Here is a 23,197-nt window from a genome sequence, read left to right as displayed (position 1 = left end):
AAAATATATGGACTATGATAAACTGAAATTGAGGTAGTTTTTTATAAGAAAATATAGCAAACGGTATAGAATTAGACGTGTAATAATATAAACACACAGTGAATTTATATACATTCTATATATCCTAGCTACCGTATACGAGTGGTAACAAGAATCTACTCGAAGTTATTTTGAAAGGAGTACATTAGAATATGAGTAAATTATTTGAAGAATTACAGCCATTTCTTGATAAGAACATGGCAATTGAAACAGCTTTAACATTGTTAAGTTGGGATAATGAAACATTAGCACCAGAAGAAAGTATTGAATTTACTGCAAAGGCAATTGGAGTTCTTGCAGATGAAGCCTTCCGCTCATTTGTTAATCCTGAGGTTCGTGAAATTCTAACAAAGTTAGATGAACATAAAGAGGAACTGGAAGACAAAGAGAAGGCGATCCTTAAGAACTTATTAAAGAGCTATGAACAGATGGAGAAGATTCCACCAGAAGAGAACAAAGAATTCAGTGAATTAACAGCAGTTGCAGGAAACATCTGGGCTAAGGCTAAGAATAACAATAACTTTGCTGAATATGCACCCACATTAGAGAAGATTATTTATTTTCAAAAGAAGTTTGCAGAGTATCGTAAAAAAGATGGAGAAAAACTATACGATATCTTATTGGATGATTACGAAGAAGGATTTAATACTGAAAAGTTAGATGCTTTCTTTAATAAGATAAAAGAGGAAATCGTTCCATTAATTAAAGAAGTTGCTGCAAGACAAGATCAGATAGATAAATCGTATAACTATTTATCTTACGATGTAAAGAAACAAGAGGATTTTAGCAGATATCTTGCTGAGTACATTGGTTTTGATTTTAAGAAAGGTGTAATCGCAGCAAGCGAGCATCCATTCACTACAAACCTACATAATCATGATGTACGTATTACAACTCATTATTATGAAAACAATTTAGAAAGTTCAATTTTCTCCATTATTCACGAAGGTGGCCATGCCATCTATGAGATGCAAGTAGCAGATGAACTAACACAAACGCCTGTTGGTGGGGGGGCATCTATGGGTATGCATGAATCACAATCACGTTTCTTTGAGAATGTAATCGGTAGAAGTGAAGAATTCTGGACTCCAATCTATCCTAAATTACAAGAGATGTTTAAGGAGCAATTAAAAGAGGTATCACTTCAACAATTTGTTGCAGGTATTAACAAATCCGTACCTTCTCTTATTCGTACAGAGTCGGATGAATTAACGTATACACTTCATATTATTATTCGTTATGAAATCGAGAAGATGTTCCTCGAAGGTAATCTTGACATTATGAAACTACCTGAAATCTGGAATCAAAAATATGAAGAATATCTAGGTGTTACTCCATCAAGTGATAAAGAAGGAATCCTTCAAGACGTTCACTGGTCAATGGGCAGTATCGGATATTTCCCTTCCTATGCTTTAGGTAACGCGATTGCAGCACAGATTTACTATCATATTAAAACAATTATGCCATTTGATCAGTATCTAAAAGAAGGAAATCTAGCACCGATTCGCGAGTATTTAAAAGAACATATTCATAGATTTGGTGCAACGAAGAATACCAATGAGTTCCTTATGGATATGATGGGTGAAGAATTGAATGCCGATTACTATGTAAGATACTTAAAAGAAAAGTATACGAAATTATATAATCTATAAGCATTATACAATTTAGCTACTATAGTTAATAGGTGAGCTAATATAAATGAGGCTGTTGCAAAATATAGTTATAATATCTATAACATATTTTGCAACAGCTCTCTTTTTTTGCTGTGAAATCTGGTAATCCTTCTTTTTAGATTATTGAGTTTTTAAACAAGACTCATTTGACGAGTTATTACCAATTAGATTGGAATTAGGCCTAAATCGGAGTTACTACCTTTTACAATGAATAAAATAATCAATTCATGTGGATAGTACTATATTGATAATATTAATGGTATAGAAAGGAATTATTGACATGGAAAGAAAAATTAAACTTGTAAAAGCAAGAGAAATTCTTGATTCTAGAGGTAATCCTACTGTTGAAGTTGAAGTCTTACTTGAGGATGGAAACATTGGTAGAGCGGCGGTACCATCAGGAGCTTCAACAGGAGCTTTCGAAGCGGTTGAATTACGGGATGGAGACAAGAAGCGTTATATGGGAAATGGTGTTTTGAAAGCAGTAAAACATGTGAATGGACCGATAGCAGAATTATTAGTAGGAAGAAATGCTTTGAATCAATGCGAAATTGACCGTGTAATGATTGAAGCGGATGGAACAGATAACAAAGGTAAATTCGGTGCTAATGCAATACTTGGAGCCTCCTTAGCTGTTGCAAAAGCGGCGGCGGAATCTGTTGAGCTCCCATTATATCAATATATTGGCGGTGTGAATGCGAAAGTTCTACCAGTTCCAATGATGAATATCATTAATGGTGGTAAGCATGCGGATTCTAGTTTGAATATACAAGAATTTATGATTATGCCAGTTGGTGCAGAATCATTTCATGAAGCACTAGAATGGAGTACGGTTGTTTTCCATACACTTAAGAAGTTATTAAAAGGTGACGGATATGTAACCGCAGTAGGTGATGAAGGAGGATTTGCTCCTAAGTTTAACTCCGATGATCAAGCATTAGAGTATATTGTCAAAGCAATACAAGAAGCAGGCTATACGCCAGGTGAAGATTTCTACATCGCAATGGATGCAGCAGCTACAGAGATGTACGAAGAAGCAGCAAAAGCAGGTAGAAAAGGAGAATACCTATTCTGGAAATCAGGTGAATATAAAACTGTTGATGAGATGGTTGCCTATTGGGAAGATATCTGTAATCGATATCCGGTTAAATCTCTCGAAGATGGACTAGCAGAGGAAGACTGGGAAGGTTGGGAAAAACTTACGAAAGCTCTTGGTGATAAGGTACAATTAGTAGGTGATGACTTATTCGTAACGAATACAAAACGTATTAAGAAGGGTATGGATATGGAAGTATCCAATTCTGTATTGATTAAATTCAACCAAATTGGTACGCTAACGGAGACATTAGAAGCAATTGAAGCTGCGAAATGTAACCGTTGGACTGCGGTAGTTTCTCATCGTTCCGGTGAAACAGAAGATGTAACACTTGCGGACATTGCAGTTGCTACCAATGCAGGTCAAATTAAAACAGGGGCTCCATCAAGAAGTGACCGTGTTGCCAAATATAATAGACTCCTTAGAATTGAAGAACAATTAGGTGAGGATGCGGTTTATTTAGGTAAGAATGCATTCAAAGGGAAACAATAGTTGAGAATTTGCGCTTGTAAAGTTAGACTTGTAATATTACGAATAGATGCTATAATATAGCTAAATAATGCTACGAGAAATTATAGCAATTATCGACTCCTTGAAATCTTCAAGTGTGAAGTTGGAGTAACCTATATAACAACTATAACAACGGGGGGCTCACGTAAGTGGGCTGAGAGTAAGCTGTATCGCTTTGACCCAAAACCTGATTTGGATAATGCCAACGTAGGGACATATGCAGAGTTCGTTTATATTGCGATGCCTTTTGGCGTCGCTTTTTTTGCGACTGCACCTTGTGGAAGAATGTGGCATACCACGTTCTTTTTTTGTATTCAAATCATATGAAAGGAGCAAGTTTATAATTATGTTAAGAATATGTTTAGAAAATGTAAGAACCAAAGCACCTTTAGTACATAATATTACCAATTATGTGACAGTTAATGATGTTGCTAATATTCTGTTAGCTTGTGGGGCAAGTCCTATCATGGCAGATGATAAGGAGGAAGTTGAGGAGATTACTTCAATTTGTGGTGGACTGAATGTCAATATAGGAACGTTAAATCATAACACCATTCCGTCTATGCTATTAGCAGGAAAGAAAGCTAATGAATTAGGACATAAAGTAGTACTTGATCCGGTAGGAGCAGGAGCAAGTACGCTACGTACGGAAACAGCGTTAAAACTTATGAACGAAATAAAATTTGATGTAATTAGAGGGAATATTTCAGAAATTAAAACACTTGCATATGGCAGTGGTAGTACGAAAGGGGTAGATGCTGATATTGCGGATGCTGTAACGAAAGAAAATCTTAACGACGTAGTTGCATTCGCTAAAGCATTTGCGAAAAAGACAAAAAGCGTAATCGCCATTACTGGTGCTATAGATTTGGTTAGTGATGCTAACACTTGTTATGTTATTCAAAACGGACGTCAAGAAATGGGGCGTATCACAGGTACAGGTTGTCAGTTATCTGGTATGATGACTGCTTATCTAGCTGCAAATCCGGAACATACCTTGGAAGCGGCAACAGCAGCGGTATGTGCTATGGGACTTGCTGGAGAGATTGGATACAACAATATGAAGGATGGTGATGGTAATTCAACTTACAGAAACCGTATTATTGATGCAATTAGCAATATGACAGGTGAACAATTACAAAGTGGTGCCAGATGTGAAGTTCTATAATTTTATTAGGAATAAAAGAAAGTGAGGGCTAGTCATGAATTGTAAAAGTGAAGATTTGTTAGTCTATGCAGTTACAGACAGAAGTTGGCTATATGGTGAGAGTCTATATAGTCAGGTTGAAAAGGCTTTAAAGGGTGGTGCTACCTTTATTCAGTTAAGAGAGAAAGAATTAGATGAAGAACAATTCTTAAAGGAAGCCATGGAAATAAAAGAATTATGTAAGAGATATCATGTACCGTTTGTTATTAATGATAATGTAGAGATTGCTGTAAAGGTAGAGGCAGATGGCGTTCATGTTGGACAGAGTGATATGGAAGCGGGTAATGTAAGGGAAAAGCTAGGCAAAGATAAGATAATAGGTGTTTCTACCCAGACAGTAGAACAAGCACTATTAGCAGAAAAACAGGGAGCGGATTACTTAGGAGTAGGGGCAGTATTTCCAACAGGTACGAAACTTGATGCCGTAGAGGTTGGTTATGATAGATTACAAGAAATCTGTAAAGCTGTACATATACCAGTTGTAGCAATTGGAGGGATCACAAGAGAAAATATTATACAACTAAAGGGAAGCGGAGTAAGCGGTGTTGCAGTTGTAAGTGCAATATTCGCAAGTAAAGACATTGAAGCAGCAACGAAAGAACTTTGCAATAAGACAAAGGAGATGATTGGTTAATATGTATAAGGCATTAACTATTGCTGGTAGTGATTCAAGCGGTGGTGCTGGTATTCAAGCGGATATTAAAACTATGACAGCTCATGGTGTGTATGCCATGAGCGTAATTACAGCATTGACGGCACAAAACACAACTGGTGTTACAGGAATTATGGATGTAAGTAAGGAATTTTTGGAAGAGCAGATGGATTGCGTATTCACAGATATTGTGCCAGATGCGGTTAAGATAGGTATGGTATCTTCAGAAGGATTGATTCGAAGTATTTCAAAGAAATTAAAACAATATGGAGCACAGAATGTGGTCGTGGATCCTGTAATGGTAGCGACTAGTGGTTCTAGATTAATTACGGAAGAAGCGATATCGGTATTAAAGGAGGCGTTATTTCCTTTGGCAGATCTTCTTACCCCTAATGTACCTGAGACAGAAGTAATTGCTGGGATCAAGATCAAGACAAAAGAGGATATGGTGAAGGCTACGAAGATGATATATAACAGGTACGGTTGTCCTGTACTTTGTAAGGGAGGACATTTTGGAAATGATGCAGATGATTTATTGTATATTGATGGAGAGATACATTGGTTAAAAGGAGAAAGATATGATAACCCCAATACCCATGGAACTGGTTGTACATTATCAAGTGCTATCGCTTCCAATCTTTCGAAAGGATATTCTATGATTGAAGCAGTGAAACTTGCAAAAACCTATGTCGCGAAAGCGATTGATGACAATATGAATCTTGGTAAGGGAAGAGGCCCATTGAATCATATGTGGAAGATAATGCAATGCGATGATAATTTTATTTTTTAATATAATTAGATTTCGCAACGCGAAGTCTTAGTACTGCTACGTGTGAAGTTAAGGTTAGCAAATTGACGAAATCTAAGTTAAAACTAGCTTTTGACACTCTAACCAGGTAATAATTAAATAAGATTGGAGAATATTATGAGAGATTATGCAACACAAATGGAAGCCGCAAGAAAAGGTATTGTAACAGAACCGTTAAGAAGTGTGGCGGAGAAAGAACGTATGACAGTAGAGGAATTACTTCCTCTTGTAGCGGAAGGTAAGGTTGTAATCTGTGCCAATAAGAATCACAAATGTATTGATCCGCAAGGAATTGGTTCCATGTTAAAAACTAAGATTAATGTTAATCTCGGAATATCTAGAGATTGTAAAGACTATAATGTTGAGATGGAAAAGGTAATGCAAGCAGTGAATATGGGAGCAGAGGCTATCATGGATCTATCCTCTCATGGTAATACGATACCATTTCGTCGTAAATTAACATCAGAGTGTCCTGCGATGATTGGAACAGTTCCCGTGTATGATTCAGTAATTCACTATCAGAGAGATCTAGATACGTTAACAGCCAAAGATTTCATTGATGTAGTACGTTTACATGCACAAGACGGTGTTGATTTTGTTACGTTGCACTGTGGCTTAACAAGAAAGACGATTGATCAAATTCGTAAACACAAACGTAAGATGAATATCGTATCAAGAGGAGGCTCGCTTATATTTGCTTGGATGTGTATGACTGGTAATGAGAATCCATTCTACGAGTATTATGATGAAATATTAGATATTTGTAGAGAATACGATGTAACAATATCCTTAGGTGATGCCTGTCGCCCAGGGTGTCTTGCAGATGCATCGGATGTTTGTCAAATTGAAGAATTAGTTCGCCTTGGAGAATTGACAAAACGTGCTTGGGAGAAAGATGTACAAGTTATGGTAGAAGGACCAGGGCACATGCCAATTGATCAAATAGCAGCCAATATGAAGATTCAGCAAACAATCTGTAATGGAGCACCTTTTTATGTACTCGGACCATTAGTAACTGATATCGCACCTGGTTACGATCATATTACGGCAGCGATTGGTGGTTCAATAGCAGCAGCAGCAGGAGCCGCTTTCTTATGCTACGTTACACCTGCAGAACATCTTGCACTTCCGAATCTAGACGATGTGAAACAGGGAATTATAGCATCTAAGATAGCAGCACATGCAGCAGATATAGCAAAAGGAATTCGTGGTTCCAGAGAGAGGGATGACCGTATGGCTGATGCCAGAAGAGAGTTAGACTGGGAGGCGCAGTGGGAATGTGCCATTGATCCTGAAACAGCAAAAGCAATCCGAGAAGATAGAAAACCTGAACATGATGATACCTGTTCCATGTGTGGTAAATTCTGCGCAGTACGTAGTATGAACAAAGCTTTGGCAGGGGAACATATCGATATATTATAGCAAAAATGTTTCTTCAATACAAAGAATAAACGTATAAAGAGTTTCTTCATTTTGAAGAATTTAACTAGACAGATGAGAAGTTAATGATTAAATATTGTCCTCAAACCAAGATAAAATATGGTTTGGGGATTTTTTTGTAGAGTTAGTGCTACTTATACATGAAAATGTTTGTATGGGAAAAATATGTAATAAAATTATTGACAAATTTAATATTAAATGATATATATTAGATGAATGTGAAATGATTATATATGATAGATGACTAATATAATACTTGATATCTAATAATAAGTAGGAAGGAGATGAAGTACGTATGATACAAATTATAGATAAGCCATGTTGGCCACTAGAAGCCATTAATGTATTAAGAAAAGAAGTTTCAGATGATTATGACAGAATCACAAGTCATCCAGAAAAATTCGGTAAGACGGAAACAGAGATGGAAGCGATGTTTCAGCTATATTTGAATTATAAAAAAGAGGTGCTTCCCGAAATACTAGATATCTTTTCTCGCTATGATGAAGTGAAGAGATACCTAATTGCAGAAGAGAAAAAAAAGTATGATTTGCTTATGGCAGTAGCGATGACTGCATTAGACAATAATAACTTAGAGTCTCTAGATGCGAAGCTTCTTGAAGACCAGTCATACCAAAAACGTTGTCTTGCAATTGTTTTGGCTGCCTTACTTGAGGAGGATATTGATCTTGATGATTGCGCTTTGCTGAAAGAATTCGAAAATCCAGCTGATGTAATTCGTAAAATGGAAAGTCTAGAATTATCAGATGATATAAAGTTGAAATATATGGATTTATATCTTAATATGGACAGTTTTATCAAAGTATTCTATAAGATGATGGAGGAGATGATTCCTTGTTTGCAAGAACACTTCTACTTAATCGAAGAAGAGTGTAGACATAGAATTGAGGAAATTAGAAGTCCTATGTTTATAGAATATTTGCAAAATGGCTCTTATGGTGTTGCTTTTGAATTTGATGAGAAAGTTATTTATAAAGTAAGTTTGAATATCTTTCAATTTAACAGTCTTGCTTTTATGGATATGGATGAAGGGATAAGAAACTTTGTATTAGTGCATGTTGGTATGTATATTCAAGAATTAGTAATGGAGAAGATTAAAAAGAATCTGATTACAGATTCTGAGATGACTACCATTTGTAAAGCATTAGGAGATGCCAATCGTTATAAGATGCTTAAGCTCTTTCTGAAAAACGAGAAGATGTATCTACAGGAATTGGCCAAAGAAATTGGGGTAACGCCAGCTACGGCCTCCCATCATCTGACGTTACTTATTGAAGCTGAATTGATTACCATGTTATTGAAAGAGAAAGAAAAAGATAGAAAGGTGGTGTACTATCAGGCAAATAGAGAACGTCTGCAACAGCTTTCAGAGACATTTCTTAATATGTCAAATATGAGAGAATGAGGAAGGAATATAAGAAGATTTGATAGGCAATTAAGAAATACGTATCTGTTATCTACATGGAAAAATTTTTGCATTAACTAATTATAGTTAGAGGGGAGATAGAGTATGGAGACAAAGAAATATCCATTAAGCAAGACGCTAAAGCGAATGCTTGCGAATGCATGGATAGAAAATAAAAAGTTATTTGGGCGAGTAGTTTTATATATGATCATTGCCGGTATCTATCCATTCTTCGCGGTGGTGCTACCAAAGTTACTTATTGGAGTATTAGAAACGAATGGAGATAATGTAGAAGATTCTATTAAGCAAGTAGTAATGATTGTTGGAGGATTTTTTATACTAGCAGGATCATTTGGCTTCTTACAAGCATATATCCATGATGCTGACTACAATAAGATATCTAGACTTCGCTTAAATTGTTTGAATGTAACATTTACGAAGCTATTAACCATGGATTATAAGTATAGAGAAGATGCACAATTTCTTGATCAATATAATCTGGCGTTTGAATCAACGAGCTCCAACGATAATGGAGTGGAAGGTATCTATCATAAATTATATGATATGCCGGCGGGAGTAGTATCAATCCTCATCTTAGCTTTATTAATTGGTTGGAAGAATCCATTAATCTTACTAGGGATTCTATTGAATATAGTGGTAGGGCTTCTAGTAGAGAAGACTGCAAACGGGTATCAATATTCTATGAGAGAAGAAGAAGGGAAAGCCCATAGAAGAAAAGATTATTATTACAAAACTACTTATGATTTTGCATATGGTAAGGATTTACGTCTGTTTGGCTTTGAGAAACGTATTATTGACAATTATAATTTTGAAATTAGTCAATATGTCAAGATCACTCGGTTGGTACAGAATAAGCAACTTCGTTTAGGAGTATTGTCACTATTGGCAGCGTTAGTTAGTGATGCTTTAACATATGGTTTACTTATAGTGGGAGTAATTCGGGGCATGTCTATTGCTGATTTTTCTATGTATCTGTCAGCGGTAATAACGTTAACAACGTTATTAATTACCTTCTCAAAAGATGTTGCTTTCGTATACAAAGAAGGATTATATGTAGAAGACTTCTATCGCTTTATTGACGCAGATCTAGGTACGAAAGGTGGAGACAGAGAGGCACTAGCAGAGACACTAGAGGTTGAGTTTCGTAATGTGACTTTTCGTTATCCAGGAACAGAGAAGGATATTTTCAAAAACTTGAATTTTACCATACATAAAGGTGAGAAACTTGCAATTGTAGGTATTAATGGAGCAGGTAAAAGCACCTTGGTTAAATTGATGACAGGTCTGTTCGAACCGACAGAAGGAGAAATCTTGATTAATGGTATACCACAGAAAGAATTCGACAAACAAGAATATTTCAAGATGTTTTCAGTAGTATTTCAGGATGTTAAACCAATCGCATTTACAATCGGAGAGAATGTTTCATGCGCTTCAGATGATATACAGACGGCACAGATCTTAAATTGTTTAGAACGTGTTGGACTTGGAGATAAGGTGAAAAGCTTTGATAAGGGACTCGATCAGATGATGCTTAAGATTATCGACGAGAACGGGACACAATTCTCAGGAGGAGAAAGTCAGAAATTAATGATTGCCAGAGCACTATATAAAGATGCGAATATGGTTATACTTGATGAGCCAACTGCAGCGTTAGATGCATTAGCAGAGGCAGAAATCTATAAAGATTTTGACGATTTAGTAGCTGGTAAAACATCGGTATATATATCACATCGTCTTTCTAGTACGAAGTTCTGTGATAAGATTGCCTTGTTTGATGGCAATGGACTTGCGGAGTATGGAAATCATGATGAACTTATGGAGCTTAGGGGAGAATATTATCATATGTTCTCAGTTCAAGGCAAGTATTACAAAGAGGAGAGTTTAGGTTAAAAAACGACGTTTTTACAACCAGAGATTTGTGCTATGCATCAAGTCTCTAGACTTAGGAAAGGTGTGTGTATGTTAGTATGAGACAGGGGAATAACAAAGAGGTAAAGAAGATAAAAAAAGTATTTGCATTAGCATGGGGAATATCTCCCTTGTATATTATATTACTTATCATGAATTCATTAATTGGTGCGATGCAGATAGTAGCCAACGTTGTACTTCCAAAGTATCTAATTGATGAATTGGTTACCAGTAGAAATACTGGGAGTTTGTTGTACATAGGCGGTGCAATTGTATTAAGTAATTTGATATTCAGTTTTTTGGGAAAATTGATGACAAGAAATCTCGCAATTCAAAACCGTTATATGAATGAGAAGATGAATCAAGCATTAGGAATTAAAATTATGAATGTCGATTATTCGTATCTTGAGAATCCGTATTATCTAGATTTGAAAGAACGAGCAGCATTTGCCTGTACCAATCAAAGTGCGGTTTATAATCTAATAAATAATAGTGCCGATTTGTTGAAATCTCTTGTTACGCTGTTTAGTATGGTAGCGGTTATGCTTACACTAGGACCTGTCTTATTCCTAGTGAGTGCGGTAACGATTATATTAACTGTAGTAGTATTGACTTCGTTCTCAAGTTATCAAGTTCGTTTTTTTGAGAAAATTATCCCGGTAAATAGAAAGTACGGATATTATCTAGGACTTGGGTATTCGGAGGATGAGATTCAAAAAGATGCTAGATTATATGGTATGGAGCCAATGCTTTTGTCAAGGGTTGTTAACTATACGAATGAGTTTATGGGAGAATTTAATAAATACTATAAGAAACAAGGAAAAATTCGTGGAGCAGTAAATATTATAGCAAATCTTCAAGCGGCATTAACGTATGGATATGTCGGTATTCGTGTAGTAACGAAGCAGTTTGGAAAACAAATAGGTCTGGGTTCTTTTATGATGTATGTGAATGCTTCGATACAATTTACGGCGACGTTTCGTACTTTAACAGATAATATTGTGGGGACGAAGCAGATGCTTGATTACCTTGATCCATTTCTCGAATTGATGGACCTTCCGGAGGTAAAACAAGAAGGGGATATTCCTTTTGAGGGGGATATCGAGAGTGTATGTTTTGAACATGTAACATTCTGTTATCCTGGTAGTGAGAAAGAAGTGTTATCGGACCTATCCTTCCAGATTAATAAAGGAGAAAAAATCTCAATTGTAGGATTGAATGGCGCAGGGAAAACAACATTGATTAAATTAATATGCCGCCTCTACCATCCTACCTCAGGTAAGATTCTCATTAATGGCAAAGACATATTCGATTATGATTACGATAGTTATATCAAGAATATAGCAGCCGTATTCCAAGACTATAAATTATTCGCATTTTCTTTGCTTGAGAATATAACATCGAAAGATAAAGAAAGGGTTGATAAAGGCGAGGTAAATGAGATCGTTAAAGAAGTAGGCTTGGAAGAAAAAATTGAGGAGCTACCAAATGGTTTAGACTCCTTATATGGGAAAGCATACGACGTGAATGGTATTGAGTTATCAGGTGGACAGAGTCAGAAAGTTGCTATCGCTCGTGCCTTATATAAGAATGCATCTATGGTAATTATGGATGAACCAACAAGTGCGCTAGATCCATTAGCAGAAGCAGATATCTATCACAACTTTAACAATATGGTTAGTAATAAAACAGCAATCTATATCTCACATCGAATGTCAAGTAGTGTGTTCTGTGACCGTATCCTTGTACTTGACGGAGGTAGTGTATCTGATTTTGATAGCCATGAGAATCTCATGAAAAAGGGAGAAAGCTTGTATTGTAAGTTATTCAAGGCACAGGCTGAAAATTATAGTGAAGCATAATGAAAAGATATTAGAAAAGGAAGCAATTTGCTTCCCTTTTTAATGTTGTGGATTATGGATTAATTAGCGAAGAATTATAGTTTAACAGTATAGTTGTTAATTGCATGAGGACAGTAGATACTATGTACGATTTGGTAATGAAAGGTATGAAGAATCTGCTAACAACATGAAAGTGGAAGTGAACTAGATTGTTCGCATATAGTACTTGCCTACAACCATATATTAATAACAAGCAATTATCTTTAAGGTGTTAGATATGGACATTGATGAAGAAAGAGAGAAGATAGGTAAGTTCATTAAGGCGGGTCTTGTTGTGATGAGTATAATATTGCTTCTTGGAATTATCGGAGGCTCTGTGAAAAAGGTGGTTACTGTTTCGAAGATGCAAGATGAGCGTAAACTACCTATATATTGTGTTGACTGCTCGGAGAAGAAAGTAGCTCTTTCTTTTGATGCTGCCTGGGGGAATGAAGATACGCAGGCAATTCTTGATATATTAGCAAAGCATAACGTCCATGTAACATTCTTTATGACGGGTGGTTGGGTAGAGACTTATCCTGACGATGTGAAAGCGATTGCGGCAGCAGGGCATGATCTTGGAAATCATAGTGAGAATCACAAGCAGATGTCACAGTTAAGTAAGGAAGAATGTAAAGAAGAGATTCAGAAGGTTCATGACAAGGTTAAGGCGTTGACAGGGATTGATATGACATTGTTCCGTCCGCCTTACGGAGACTATAATAATACCTTAGTAGAGTCAGTGAATGAATTGGGATATCATTGCGTACAATGGGATGTGGAAACACTAGTCATCAAAAGAAAGATGACTATATACGGTAATCTACTACTATTTCATCGTTGTAAATCGTTATCTGACTTATAAAAAGTTTTGATAATCTTTTCCTTGTTTCAATATCGCCATTCCTTAATTGATACTCAATATCATTATTCTCTCTAAGCTCATTTCTGATATTAATCAAATCCTCGTTTCCTTCAATTACATTGCCTTCTAGTTCATTTAATTCATTACTCAATACTTTCTTTTCTGTGTCTAGTAAAGTTATCCTTTCTTCTAAATATTTAATTAGTGTGTTATTTCCAGTAGCAATTGACGTAATTAAATTTTCTATTTCAGTTTCTATTTTTACTAGTTTCATTTCTATATCTTTCTTTTTATGAATATACTCAAGAGGAACCGAATTATCTAGCTTTGTATTTTCTACAAATTCAATAAAATCTTTGTTATGAATATGGTCTATCAATTTATTGATTACTGTATTATCAAGCATATCCAATCTTGTAGTTTTGGCATTACAGGAATCTTTTCCACGATTTTTTTTCGAACTGCAAACATAATACATAGTTCCATTACCTGAACCACTTGTTGATATGCTATATCCGCAGTAACCGCATTTTAATAAACCGCTGAATTGAGATTTTCCACTTGTCCCAGATCTAGAAGGAATTGGTTTGATTCTCCCTAGTTTATGCTGGACTTTTATCCAAGTTTCACTATCTATGATAGGTTCATGCTCCATAATACAAAGATATTGTTCTTCGATTTTTCTACATCTTTTATGTTTGCTTAAACCTTTACTTGTTTTTCCATAAATATTTATCGACTTAGTTCCATCGAAATCAGACACATCATTTACAAAATTTGCACCATTTGATTTGAAATACCCATATATTTTAATATCGTTTTGAGTATATAGCGCACGACATAAATAATCCGATATAACACGCTGAGTCCATACCCTTTTACCGGTCTTGTTTCCCCTTGATTTATAGCCACAAAGATTTAGTTTTTCAATTATAGTAGTTGTAGAACCGTCTGGTTCTAGATACCAGTCATAAATCTTTCTAATAACTTCGGCTTCTTCTTGGTTAATTTCAAGTATAGTATAGTTTTTTCCACCACCATTTACTCGCTTCAATTTATACCCATAAGGAGCTGGTCCACCTCCCCAATGGCCAAGTGCAGTACGATAATAATAATTATCTGTTACACGTTCTACAACGGTTTCCCTTTCTAATTGCGCAAATGTCATTATAATATTTACCATCGCCCTGCCCAATGGAGTTGATGTATCAAAATTTTCTGTAGCCGACACAAACTTACAACCATATGATTCTAACTCAATAATTAGATTACTGAAATCGGCCATAGACCTGCTCATTCTATCTAATCTATAACAAATGATTTTTTCTATCTTACCATCTTTTATGTCTTTCAACATTTTTTTGAATTGAGGTCGTTCTAAGTTTTTCCCTGAATACCCTTTATCACTATAAACTACATAATCCCATTCATTATATTGGCATAACGCTATACATTTATCTATCTGTGATTCAATTGATAAACTGTCTTTTTTGTCAAGTGATTGCCTTGCATAAATAGCTATCATTGTATATCCTTTCTTGCCTGTTTATAGACATAAAATATTTATTAAACGTACTCTTGCTAAATAAAGTTAATAGTTGTATAATTAAAAAGCAAACAAATGTTCTGTTTTTAAGGGGGTTTACTATTGGATAAAAATGATGATGATATGAATTGTATTAAAGCAAGTATTATTGAATTAATTAAAAATATAAATGATATATCAAGTTTATATAAGATAATAACATTTATAAAATTTTTAACAAAGAGCAATAATTAGTTTTGCTCTTTGTTTGCAGCTTTTAATGTATATAATAATAATCTTTTTGTGCTATCACTTGCTCGAACATACTCACGCATAAATTCTAAATCAAGTTCATCATTTTTAGCTGATAGCATTCCGAAATAGCATTCAAGTTCACATTTTTCTTTAAGAAAATCAAAACTAATCTTCCTTTTTTCTGACTGTTTCCCTAACAAATAATCAGTATCTACATTAAAATAATCTGCTATCTGGTTTAACACATCAAGGCTAGGCTGTCTTTCACCTAATTCAAGCATTGATATAGTTGAAGGAGATAGCTTTAATTTATCTGCCAGATCCTTTTTACTCAATTTCTGTTCTTCTCTTAATAATTTCAATACATCTTTAAAAAGCATATTATTTACCTCGTGTTTGTTTTATTCTTGCTATATGTATATTGTATCACGAATCGTGATGTATGTAAACACAACAAGTGTTATAAAATGTAAAAAGGTAAAAATATACAACATATGACTGTTAAAAAGTAACAAAATTATGCATAATTACATGATGAAATTTGTAAAAAGTAAATAAAAATACTAAAAACATCACTAAAAGTGTTGACCATAATCACACAAAGTGATAATATGGACTTACAACAAAACAAGGAGGTGATTAATGGTGGCTAATACAATTGCAGAGAGACTGATTGAGTGCAGAGGTAATAAAAGCCAAGCACTGGTAGCTAAAGAAACAGGAATAGCACCATCAACAATTTCAATGTATGAAAATGGAGAAAGAGTGCCAAGAGATTCAAATAAAATTATTCTTGCAAAATACTATAATAAAACAATACAAGAATTATTTTTTTAGTCATTAACAACACTATAAGTGATGATAACGACACGATAAGAGATGGTAAACATGTACAACCCATAATACATATAATGTATAAAAACATTAGGAGCAAAAATGAAATATAAGAATGCAACATATAGCACGCTTAATGGTTTTAAAGTAACAGAAAGAGTTTTGGATATTCCAGAACAAGAAGCAAGAGAATATGCTAAAGAAATCAAAAAAGCAATATTAGAACTAAAAAAGAAATAAGGAGGATCATATGAACGATTTAAAAATTTTTACAAGTGCAGAATTTGGACAAGTTCGAACAGTAACTATTAACGAGGAACCTTATTTTGTTGGAACAGATGTAGCAACAATATTAGGATATGCAAAACCACAGAATGCAATTGCTACACACGTTGATAAAGATGATACCCTAAAACAAGGCATCACAGATTCGTTAGGAAGAATACAAGATACAACAATCATTAACGAAAGCGGTTTATATGCTTTAATCTTCGGTAGCAAGTTAGAATCAGCTAAACGATTTAAGAAGTGGGTAACAAGTAAAGTACTACCAGATATTCGCAAAAATGGTACATATCAAAAGCCACTTACAACTCAAGAAATTATGAGAGAACAGCTTACAATGATTGATAACGTATCGGATCGTGTTACAGCACTTGAGAACAACATGACAATTGACTACTCGCAACAACTCGCATTAGAAAAACTAGTTAATAAGCAGGTAATAGATGCACTAGGGGGAAAAGAAACAAACGCTTATAAAGAGATTAGTAGAAAGGTTTTTACTGAGTGCAATCGTGATATCAAGAACTACTTTAATGTAAATAGCCGAAACAACATAGCTGTAATCGACTTTGATAAGGCTAGACAATTTATACAGAATTGGAAACCTTGCTATACTACACAGTTATTTATCAATGACTGTAATCAGCAGATGTGCATCAATTAGGAGGACAAGCAATGAGAAATCAAAGAATAAAAGAAGTATTTGCTGAAACAGATACAAGTATATTCAAAAATTAGAGGGATATGAACTAAACAGATCAGAGGAATGTACAAGCAAAGAAGATTGTTCTGATAACTGTTTAATCCTTGAATTTATCAAACAGATTGAATATGTATACATTGCAAAAAGTGTAATGTTAAGTGAAGAAGGAATCTCATGTACTGGTGATTACATATTAGACATTATTCCAGAACAGGAGGACAAGCAATAATGGAAGAAAAAGCTATAGTAGAATTGACAGGAAAAGCATCTACCCTAATACATCTAAGTGAGGACTATGAAACAATTTTAGAAGATGAAAACACATATAGTGTTAGAAACATAAAAATAAATACAAATGATGAGAATTTACAAGCTATTGTAATGATTCATAAATTAAAAGATGGTCATTACAGAAACTCGACATTAGATAAAAGTGGGGTAGCATATCTATCTCAAAAGTATTAATGGTGAAGCCTATGAGAACAGCAAAGGTAATTAACAGGACAAGCATAGTAATAACAATTCTGATGTTTATACTTGCATACGGAACAATCGGGGCCTTAGAGCAAGGCAACATAAATATGCTACAAGCAACACGCAGGCTATTAATATTTATACTACTGATACTGTTTAACAGTAGTGTTGCTTATCTAACAGGGAAGGAGGACAAGCATTGAGCATTAACAGAATAAGCAAGCAGAATGGAGTAGCAACGCAGCTACATCAAAAACCTAGGGATTGTGGTTATGGTGGAAAAGAATATAAGAAACCATTTGAACAGTGCTTAGTAGATGAAATTAAGATTGATCAATACAACGAAGAAATAACAGAAGTACTGAAAGAAATACCAGATCATCAAGGATATTTGCTACTTAGAAAAGTCTTTGTTGATTTAGGCATAAGAAAATAATCCTAAGGAACTGGCATTCCAAAGGATTCAACATATAAAAATAAATTCAAGGTGAGAATATCACAAACGGAGGTAATAGTCAAGTGGACGTAAAGAAAATTGCACATGAAGTCTATAAAACTGTTGATAAAAACTATCCAATTCCTAATCAGTTATATGCTTTGATAATGAAATCAATAACTAATACTTTAAAAGAGCAATTTAAACAAGAGACAGCATAAATCAATATAAAAACTGATCGTATGATTAAAGAATCTAATACTTGTACAGAAGAGAGAATTGTAGGGTTGACATATGAGAAAGTACTACTAAATTTGGGTTTACGTAACGAAGGAACGGTTGAAACACCTTAAGAAACATACATAGTTGTTGCATTTTAAATATATCACAGTATTAGATGCATAAAACAGCCTAGGGGATACTGCCTATCCCCTGGAAGGAGTGATAACTTGGGAGACGTTAAGTGGATTAGGTTAAGCATTGATATGTTTAACAATCGTAAAATCAAATACTTAAGAAGCCTGCCAGAAGGGAATAACATAATTCTAATATGGGTTATGCTCCTAACTATAGCAGGAAGATGTAATACAAGTGGAATGATATTTTTAACGGAAAATGTACCATATACAACAAAAATGTTAGCTAAAGAGTTGGATTTTGAAGAAAATACAATAATCCTCGCAATAAATGCTCTTGTGCAACTTGGAATGATAGATTATTATAACGAGAATTTACTAATAACTGGTTGGGAAGAACATCAAAATATTGATGGATTAGAAAAAATAAGGGAACAAGCAAGAAAAAGGCAAGCTAAATTACGAAGTAAGCAAAAGCTATTATCTGATAGTAACGCTACACATAACGTTACAGTAACGCAAGGTAACGCAATAGAACTAGATAAAGAAATAGAAATAGATATAGATAATAAAGAACATAGTCTTGCATACGAAAAAAAGTATGCAAACGATTCCTTTGAAATGAAATGCGTTAATTACTTAATAAACAGTATAGCTAGTGAAATGCCTAACGCAAAGATACCGGATAATGATAAATCAATAGATGATTGGTGTGATCATGTCGAGAAGATGAAAAGACTTGATAAACAGAGCGAAGCAGATATATGGTCTACTCTCTTATATGCTACAAGTGATAACTTTTGGAAGAGCAATATAAGGAGCACAAAGAAGTTTAGGGAGAAATATGAGACATTATTTTTACAGAGCAAGAACAAGAAGAATACTAAGCCACAAACACAATCTACAAACAAATTTAATCAGTTTCCACAGCGCGTATATAGCCAAACCGATTATAGTAGCCTAGAGCAGAGATTATTGAATAAGGGGTGATATCATGAAGTGTAAAGAATGTATTTGCAAGGAAGGATCTACAAAGTCAGTATGTATTAATCCAGATAGTGATAACTACACGGATTTTGTAAAAGACGTAGAAGGTTGTGACGTTGGGATAGAAGAAATGTCCAAGGAGGAATACGAAGCGTATGAATAAAGTAGGAGAGAAACGTAGAGAGCAGATACGAGATTTTATTGTTAAATACAATAAAGAACATGGATATGGCCCAACTTACGAAGAAATAAAAAATGGTGTATACGTAAGTTCCTCATCTTGTATACAGAATCATATTTATACAATGTTAGCTAATGGAATGCTTGAGACAGATGCAGAAATGGGCGCATCAAGAGCGTTGAGAGTACCTGGTTATGCATACGTAAAGGTAGGTGATGATAGTGAGAACACGAAATCAAGTTGATCTTGAAGAATTGAAAAGACTATATGATGATGGTTACTCACATCATGAACTATGCGGATACTTCCATGTGTCTACAGATAGTTTATCACAAATCTTAAAAGAAAATGGGTTTAAAAGAAAGCAAAGAAAAGGTAGGCCTAGAAAAGCGTTGGTAGAGAAATTCAAGCCTATGAAGCCTACTAGAAAGCCTAGAGATAGAGAATATGCGTGTCCAGTGTGCGGTAAGATATTTTATGATTATGTAGGTAGCGTGGCAGATAAATGGCCATACCAACGGTGTATAAACAACAGAGAGCGTAAGATTTGTACATGGTCATGTACAGTGAAGTATGACAAGTTAACGGAGGGAGTAAAGAACGATGCAAATTAAAGAATATCAAGATTTAGCAATGAGGACGAATGACGGTAAGTGTACGGAAAGACTAAACTCTGAAATAGAAAAAGGACAAGGGATAGTTGATGTAGGAGGAATAATTAATGCATGTTTAGGACTAGCAGGAGAAGTTGGCGAAGTTAATGACATGATTAAGAAAATAATTTTTCACGGGCATCAAATCGAAGGTGATGAAATAAAAAAAGAGATCAGCGATTGCATGTGGTACATAGCATTAATGTGTGAATCATTTGGATTTAGCATGAATGAGATTGCAGAGATTAATATTGAGAAGCTAAAGAAACGATATCCGAACGGATTCAGCGAACAAGCAAGCATTAACAGAGTAGAGTAAATAAATTTAAAATCAAAAGGAGAATTTAATATGAAAAAAGGATTATTATTTATCGCATTAACAATAGCATTACTATTAACAGGGTGTACAACGCAGGCAGATAGAGTATCACAAAATTTATCTCAAGAAGCGGATAGCTTCAACGTAATAAGACAGTTAACAGTTATCAATTGCATTGAGGGAGATGTATTGTTTCAGATGACAGGCAAATTGTCTATAACAGCAGATACGAACGATAATCAGCTAGAAATAATTGTAGAAGATGAAAACGGTAATTATCAAAAACACTTTGTAGGATTAAGTGACAATGTAACTTATGTAGTTGAACAATTGAAAGCTAAAAATGTATCAAATTACAAATATACTCTTAATTACAATCCTAAGATGTGGATTCCTATAGAATTTGAAAATATTGATTAAGAATAAAGGACGGTGATTAATATGGAAAATTGTGATCACGAATGGATATTTCAAGAAACCCAGAAAAAGACAAGCGTTAGCGGATATGAACACTATTATGCACATTATCACAGAATAGATTTATATTACTGTAAAAAATGTTGTGAACAAAGGAAAATTGAGCAAAAAGAAGGAGTATCATTGCCGTTTGGCGGGATACGTAATTTACCTAAGTTTGCACCAGTTTGGTATTAAAATAAAGGTTTAGCACACTAAGAACTTACAAAAGCACAACAAAATGTAAAGGAGTTGACAAAAATGGATTTAAAAGTCGTTTCAAAGAAATTTAATCATGATGTTAGTTCATTTGCTAAGTTGCTTGGGTACAGTAGACCAGCATTGTATCAAATTGCAGATGGAACTAATAGAGTGTGTACCCCGAGATATTATGCAGCAATGACGTTGCTTAAGCTTGAGAGTGACAGAATGTATGAAGAAGATTTAAAAGCTGCAGAGCAAAGGCAATTAGATCGTGAGAAGTCTATAGCTGAAATGTGTAAGAATGTTGGTGCTATAAATGTAGTAGAACGAGTATAACAAAATAAAGGTTTTTTAGGAAAGGAAGAACAAGAAATGCTGGAAATTGTTAACGAAGAATTTGATATGTTCATGCAAGACGTGAAAGAACCATCTTTTGTTTTTGGTAGTTATTTAGACGAAACAGATTATGAAGATGAGTATTGTCACAATGATATTCATGAGGCAATGCATACTTTAGAAGAAAAGATAGAGGGTTATTTACATATTAATTATCCAAATAAATTCATAGTATCTTCAGGTTGGTGTGTTCATGTTATGACACCTGATAGAGCTAGGCAATCAAGAATTACAGAGGGAACTATTGAAAGATGTTTGGTTAAATAAATAACTAAAGGTTTAGGGAAGGAAAAAGCGAATGAAAACAGGAACATGTAATTATTGTGGTGATGACAATCAAATTGTTAGAGGAACACCTTATATGGCAGATATACCAGCCAAAATGTGTGAACATTGTTGGAACATGACAAGAAAAGAGTATTTAGCAAGTGAAGGAACTGACATTGGAGAATTTGATACTGATTAAAGGAAGGAGCTAATCAATGAAAAAATATTATGTAGTTGATAAAGATAGTGAAGTAGCAAAAGCATATTCAGCTTGGAAGAAAGAACAGTACGAAATAAATAGTACCTTTAAGGAATTAGCTAAAGAATGTGAAATAGAGACAAAAGAATATTACCCAGTAGTAGATAGATTGTGGATAGTACCTACTAAGAAAGATAGAGAAAAATTCAAAGACGAGATGAAGAAGTCATGCGATGGAGAATTTAAGAAGAGTTCGGCTACATCAAAGGCATGGGTAGCAAAGTGCAAGGAAAGGGATATAAAGGATTTATGTAGACCACATCTAATGTTCTTCTTTTCCAATACTGGTAGATGCTATGAGAGTATGTCAGAGGTAAACGGAACATTTTATGCTACATACGAATCAAAATGCGACTTCGAGTGCTTCAACGATGCATTCAAGGAAATCAAAGCAAGTGAATATTACAAAGCGTTAGAAGATGCAGGAGCAATGTAAATGATTAGGGAAGGAAGGATTATATGAGCAATGTTGTGATTAATATACCTGACAATGGTTGGTTCCAGAGTGGAAGTAATGTTGTTCCTAGTGACAAAATGCTATGTGTTGTACTCCATGCACTTGGAGACAGAACACCAAAAATTTATCAATACAGAGAAGCGGATTGGCTAAATAGAGATAGCGATTATTTTCTTGATGTAAGTGAAAAGTGGGAATTGGATTCGGTTGAGTGTGGAGAAGAGTGGAATCCTGGATTTCTGCAAATGAGTGTGGTAGACAGTTGGAAACCACTCGGGCTACCAGACAAGGAAAACAAAAGAATTATTGATGATATTGAAGAGTGGTTTGACTAGATACATTGTAGTTGCGGTAGGGCAGGCTTGACCGCTACCGTAACGTTTTGCCAACGATGGCAAGATATATCAGGAAGGAGTTAAGTATGAAAGAGCAAAAGTTGTACGTATGTGATCATTGTGGAACACAATATAAAGATAAAAATGATTGTAAAGGATGCGAAGATGGGCACAAAATACCTGTTGCAATAGATACTGCATCATGGGTATCTATAAAACAAAACGGAAGCGGCTATCCAACAAAAGTCCATGTAGCAATGAGTAACGGAGAAACAATAACTTATAACAGGTAA

Annotated in this window: 32 protein-coding genes; 30 read left to right on the top strand and 2 right to left on the bottom strand. The window is 34.7% G+C overall.

What is annotated here, in order from left to right; all coding sequences use genetic code 11:
* Positions 1–191: 191 nt before the first annotated feature.
* The 10 genes from BUB90_RS21600 to BUB90_RS21555 all read left to right on the top strand — a co-directional run bounded on the left by BUB90_RS21600 (position 192) and on the right by BUB90_RS21555 (position 13,522).
* Complete coding sequence (locus BUB90_RS21600) at positions 192–1,691, top strand: carboxypeptidase M32 (protein ID WP_073291444.1); 1,500 nt, start codon at positions 192–194, stop codon at positions 1,689–1,691.
* Positions 1,692–1,992: 301 nt separating this feature from the next.
* Positions 1,993–3,300 carry a phosphopyruvate hydratase gene (gene eno, locus BUB90_RS21595; protein WP_073291443.1) on the top strand — a complete coding sequence of 436 codons (1,308 nt, stop codon included), beginning with the start codon at positions 1,993–1,995 and terminating at the stop codon, positions 3,298–3,300.
* 364 nt (positions 3,301–3,664) lie between these two features.
* The gene (gene thiM / locus BUB90_RS21590) at positions 3,665–4,486 is read left to right on the top strand and encodes a hydroxyethylthiazole kinase (protein ID WP_073291440.1); all 822 of its coding nucleotides are present in this window, start codon (positions 3,665–3,667) and stop codon (positions 4,484–4,486) included.
* A 34-nt stretch (positions 4,487–4,520) separates the two neighbouring features.
* Entirely contained in the window at positions 4,521–5,159 is a 639-nt protein-coding gene (gene thiE, locus BUB90_RS21585; RefSeq protein WP_073291438.1) for a thiamine phosphate synthase, read from the top strand.
* A gap of 1 nt (position 5,160) precedes the next feature.
* Entirely contained in the window at positions 5,161–5,967 is an 807-nt protein-coding gene (thiD, locus tag BUB90_RS21580) for a bifunctional hydroxymethylpyrimidine kinase/phosphomethylpyrimidine kinase (protein ID WP_073291436.1), read from the top strand.
* Positions 5,968–6,102: 135 nt separating this feature from the next.
* A complete protein-coding gene (thiC, locus tag BUB90_RS21575; protein ID WP_073291434.1) occupies positions 6,103–7,407 on the top strand; it encodes a phosphomethylpyrimidine synthase ThiC in 1,305 nt (434 codons plus the stop codon).
* A gap of 313 nt (positions 7,408–7,720) precedes the next feature.
* The gene (locus BUB90_RS21570; protein WP_073291431.1) at positions 7,721–8,848 is read left to right on the top strand and encodes an ArsR/SmtB family transcription factor; all 1,128 of its coding nucleotides are present in this window, start codon (positions 7,721–7,723) and stop codon (positions 8,846–8,848) included.
* 105 nt (positions 8,849–8,953) lie between these two features.
* Positions 8,954–10,759, top strand: coding sequence for an ABC transporter ATP-binding protein (locus BUB90_RS21565; RefSeq protein WP_073291428.1), 1,806 nt, complete (start codon positions 8,954–8,956; stop codon positions 10,757–10,759).
* 77 nt (positions 10,760–10,836) lie between these two features.
* A complete protein-coding gene (locus tag BUB90_RS21560) occupies positions 10,837–12,639 on the top strand; it encodes an ABC transporter ATP-binding protein (RefSeq protein ID WP_139241838.1) in 1,803 nt (600 codons plus the stop codon).
* Positions 12,640–12,895: 256 nt separating this feature from the next.
* On the top strand, positions 12,896–13,522 hold the full coding sequence (locus BUB90_RS21555; RefSeq protein WP_073291423.1) for a polysaccharide deacetylase family protein: 627 nt from the start codon (positions 12,896–12,898) through the stop codon (positions 13,520–13,522).
* Here BUB90_RS21555 and BUB90_RS21550 read toward each other — a convergent pair.
* The gene (locus tag BUB90_RS21550) at positions 13,467–15,047 is read right to left on the bottom strand and encodes a recombinase family protein (RefSeq protein WP_073291421.1); all 1,581 of its coding nucleotides are present in this window, start codon (positions 15,045–15,047) and stop codon (positions 13,467–13,469) included. The genes BUB90_RS21555 and BUB90_RS21550 overlap by 56 nt on opposite strands.
* A 123-nt stretch (positions 15,048–15,170) precedes the next feature.
* Between BUB90_RS21550 and BUB90_RS24180 the strand changes: the two genes are divergently transcribed.
* A complete protein-coding gene (locus BUB90_RS24180) occupies positions 15,171–15,302 on the top strand; it encodes a hypothetical protein (protein ID WP_278277320.1) in 132 nt (43 codons plus the stop codon).
* Here the strand turns inward: BUB90_RS24180 and BUB90_RS21545 are convergent.
* On the bottom strand, positions 15,299–15,682 hold the full coding sequence (locus BUB90_RS21545) for a helix-turn-helix domain-containing protein (RefSeq protein ID WP_073291419.1): 384 nt from the start codon (positions 15,680–15,682) through the stop codon (positions 15,299–15,301). The genes BUB90_RS24180 and BUB90_RS21545 overlap by 4 nt on opposite strands.
* Before the next feature lie 262 nt (positions 15,683–15,944).
* Between BUB90_RS21545 and BUB90_RS21540 the strand changes: the two genes are divergently transcribed.
* The 19 genes from BUB90_RS21540 (at position 15,945) to BUB90_RS21465 (ending at position 23,197) form a co-directional block, all read left to right on the top strand.
* Entirely contained in the window at positions 15,945–16,139 is a 195-nt protein-coding gene (locus tag BUB90_RS21540) for a helix-turn-helix transcriptional regulator (protein WP_073291417.1), read from the top strand.
* Between the two features lie 99 nt (positions 16,140–16,238).
* Complete coding sequence (locus tag BUB90_RS23735; protein ID WP_170865563.1) at positions 16,239–16,376, top strand: hypothetical protein; 138 nt, start codon at positions 16,239–16,241, stop codon at positions 16,374–16,376.
* Positions 16,377–16,386: 10 nt separating this feature from the next.
* Entirely contained in the window at positions 16,387–17,085 is a 699-nt protein-coding gene (locus BUB90_RS21535; RefSeq protein WP_073291415.1) for a BRO family protein, read from the top strand.
* A gap of 267 nt (positions 17,086–17,352) precedes the next feature.
* Positions 17,353–17,589, top strand: coding sequence for a hypothetical protein (locus BUB90_RS21530; RefSeq protein WP_073291413.1), 237 nt, complete (start codon positions 17,353–17,355; stop codon positions 17,587–17,589).
* A 208-nt stretch (positions 17,590–17,797) separates the two neighbouring features.
* Positions 17,798–18,034, top strand: coding sequence for a hypothetical protein (locus BUB90_RS21520; RefSeq protein ID WP_073291409.1), 237 nt, complete (start codon positions 17,798–17,800; stop codon positions 18,032–18,034).
* An 83-nt stretch (positions 18,035–18,117) separates the two neighbouring features.
* A complete protein-coding gene (locus BUB90_RS23730; RefSeq protein ID WP_170865562.1) occupies positions 18,118–18,255 on the top strand; it encodes a hypothetical protein in 138 nt (45 codons plus the stop codon).
* Positions 18,256–18,483: 228 nt separating this feature from the next.
* On the top strand, positions 18,484–19,380 hold the full coding sequence (locus BUB90_RS21515) for a phage replisome organizer N-terminal domain-containing protein (RefSeq protein ID WP_073291407.1): 897 nt from the start codon (positions 18,484–18,486) through the stop codon (positions 19,378–19,380).
* A gap of 4 nt (positions 19,381–19,384) precedes the next feature.
* Positions 19,385–19,540 carry a hypothetical protein gene (locus tag BUB90_RS23725; protein ID WP_170865561.1) on the top strand — a complete coding sequence of 52 codons (156 nt, stop codon included), beginning with the start codon at positions 19,385–19,387 and terminating at the stop codon, positions 19,538–19,540.
* Positions 19,533–19,802: a LexA family protein gene (locus tag BUB90_RS21510; RefSeq protein WP_073291404.1), complete on the top strand. Its 270-nt coding sequence runs from the start codon at positions 19,533–19,535 to the stop codon at positions 19,800–19,802. Before BUB90_RS23725 ends, BUB90_RS21510 begins: the two co-directional genes overlap by 8 nt.
* Complete coding sequence (locus BUB90_RS21505; protein ID WP_073291402.1) at positions 19,780–20,172, top strand: hypothetical protein; 393 nt, start codon at positions 19,780–19,782, stop codon at positions 20,170–20,172. Before BUB90_RS21510 ends, BUB90_RS21505 begins: the two co-directional genes overlap by 23 nt.
* On the top strand, positions 20,162–20,530 hold the full coding sequence (locus BUB90_RS21500) for a nucleoside triphosphate pyrophosphohydrolase family protein (protein ID WP_073291400.1): 369 nt from the start codon (positions 20,162–20,164) through the stop codon (positions 20,528–20,530). Before BUB90_RS21505 ends, BUB90_RS21500 begins: the two co-directional genes overlap by 11 nt.
* Before the next feature lie 30 nt (positions 20,531–20,560).
* A complete protein-coding gene (locus BUB90_RS21495; protein WP_073291397.1) occupies positions 20,561–20,950 on the top strand; it encodes a beta-sandwich lipoprotein in 390 nt (129 codons plus the stop codon).
* Positions 20,951–20,971: 21 nt separating this feature from the next.
* Complete coding sequence (locus tag BUB90_RS21490) at positions 20,972–21,184, top strand: hypothetical protein (RefSeq protein WP_073291395.1); 213 nt, start codon at positions 20,972–20,974, stop codon at positions 21,182–21,184.
* 63 nt (positions 21,185–21,247) lie between these two features.
* Positions 21,248–21,526 (top strand): hypothetical protein, encoded by a 279-nt coding sequence (locus tag BUB90_RS21485; RefSeq protein ID WP_073291393.1) that lies wholly within the window; start codon positions 21,248–21,250, stop codon positions 21,524–21,526.
* 36 nt (positions 21,527–21,562) lie between these two features.
* Positions 21,563–21,853 carry a hypothetical protein gene (locus BUB90_RS21480; protein ID WP_073291391.1) on the top strand — a complete coding sequence of 97 codons (291 nt, stop codon included), beginning with the start codon at positions 21,563–21,565 and terminating at the stop codon, positions 21,851–21,853.
* Between the two features lie 31 nt (positions 21,854–21,884).
* Positions 21,885–22,052, top strand: coding sequence for a hypothetical protein (locus BUB90_RS23720; protein WP_170865560.1), 168 nt, complete (start codon positions 21,885–21,887; stop codon positions 22,050–22,052).
* A 16-nt stretch (positions 22,053–22,068) separates the two neighbouring features.
* Entirely contained in the window at positions 22,069–22,548 is a 480-nt protein-coding gene (locus BUB90_RS21475) for a hypothetical protein (protein ID WP_073291389.1), read from the top strand.
* A gap of 23 nt (positions 22,549–22,571) precedes the next feature.
* A complete protein-coding gene (locus tag BUB90_RS21470; RefSeq protein ID WP_073291387.1) occupies positions 22,572–22,904 on the top strand; it encodes a hypothetical protein in 333 nt (110 codons plus the stop codon).
* 86 nt (positions 22,905–22,990) lie between these two features.
* Positions 22,991–23,197, top strand: coding sequence for a hypothetical protein (locus BUB90_RS21465; RefSeq protein ID WP_073291385.1), 207 nt, complete (start codon positions 22,991–22,993; stop codon positions 23,195–23,197).

This window comes from Anaerosporobacter mobilis DSM 15930, assembly GCF_900142955.1.
GTDB classification, from domain to species: Bacteria; Bacillota; Clostridia; order Lachnospirales; family Lachnospiraceae; genus Anaerosporobacter; species Anaerosporobacter mobilis.
The sequence above is the reverse complement of the archived record's forward strand: the minus strand, read 5'-3'. Positions and strand labels throughout refer to the sequence as shown.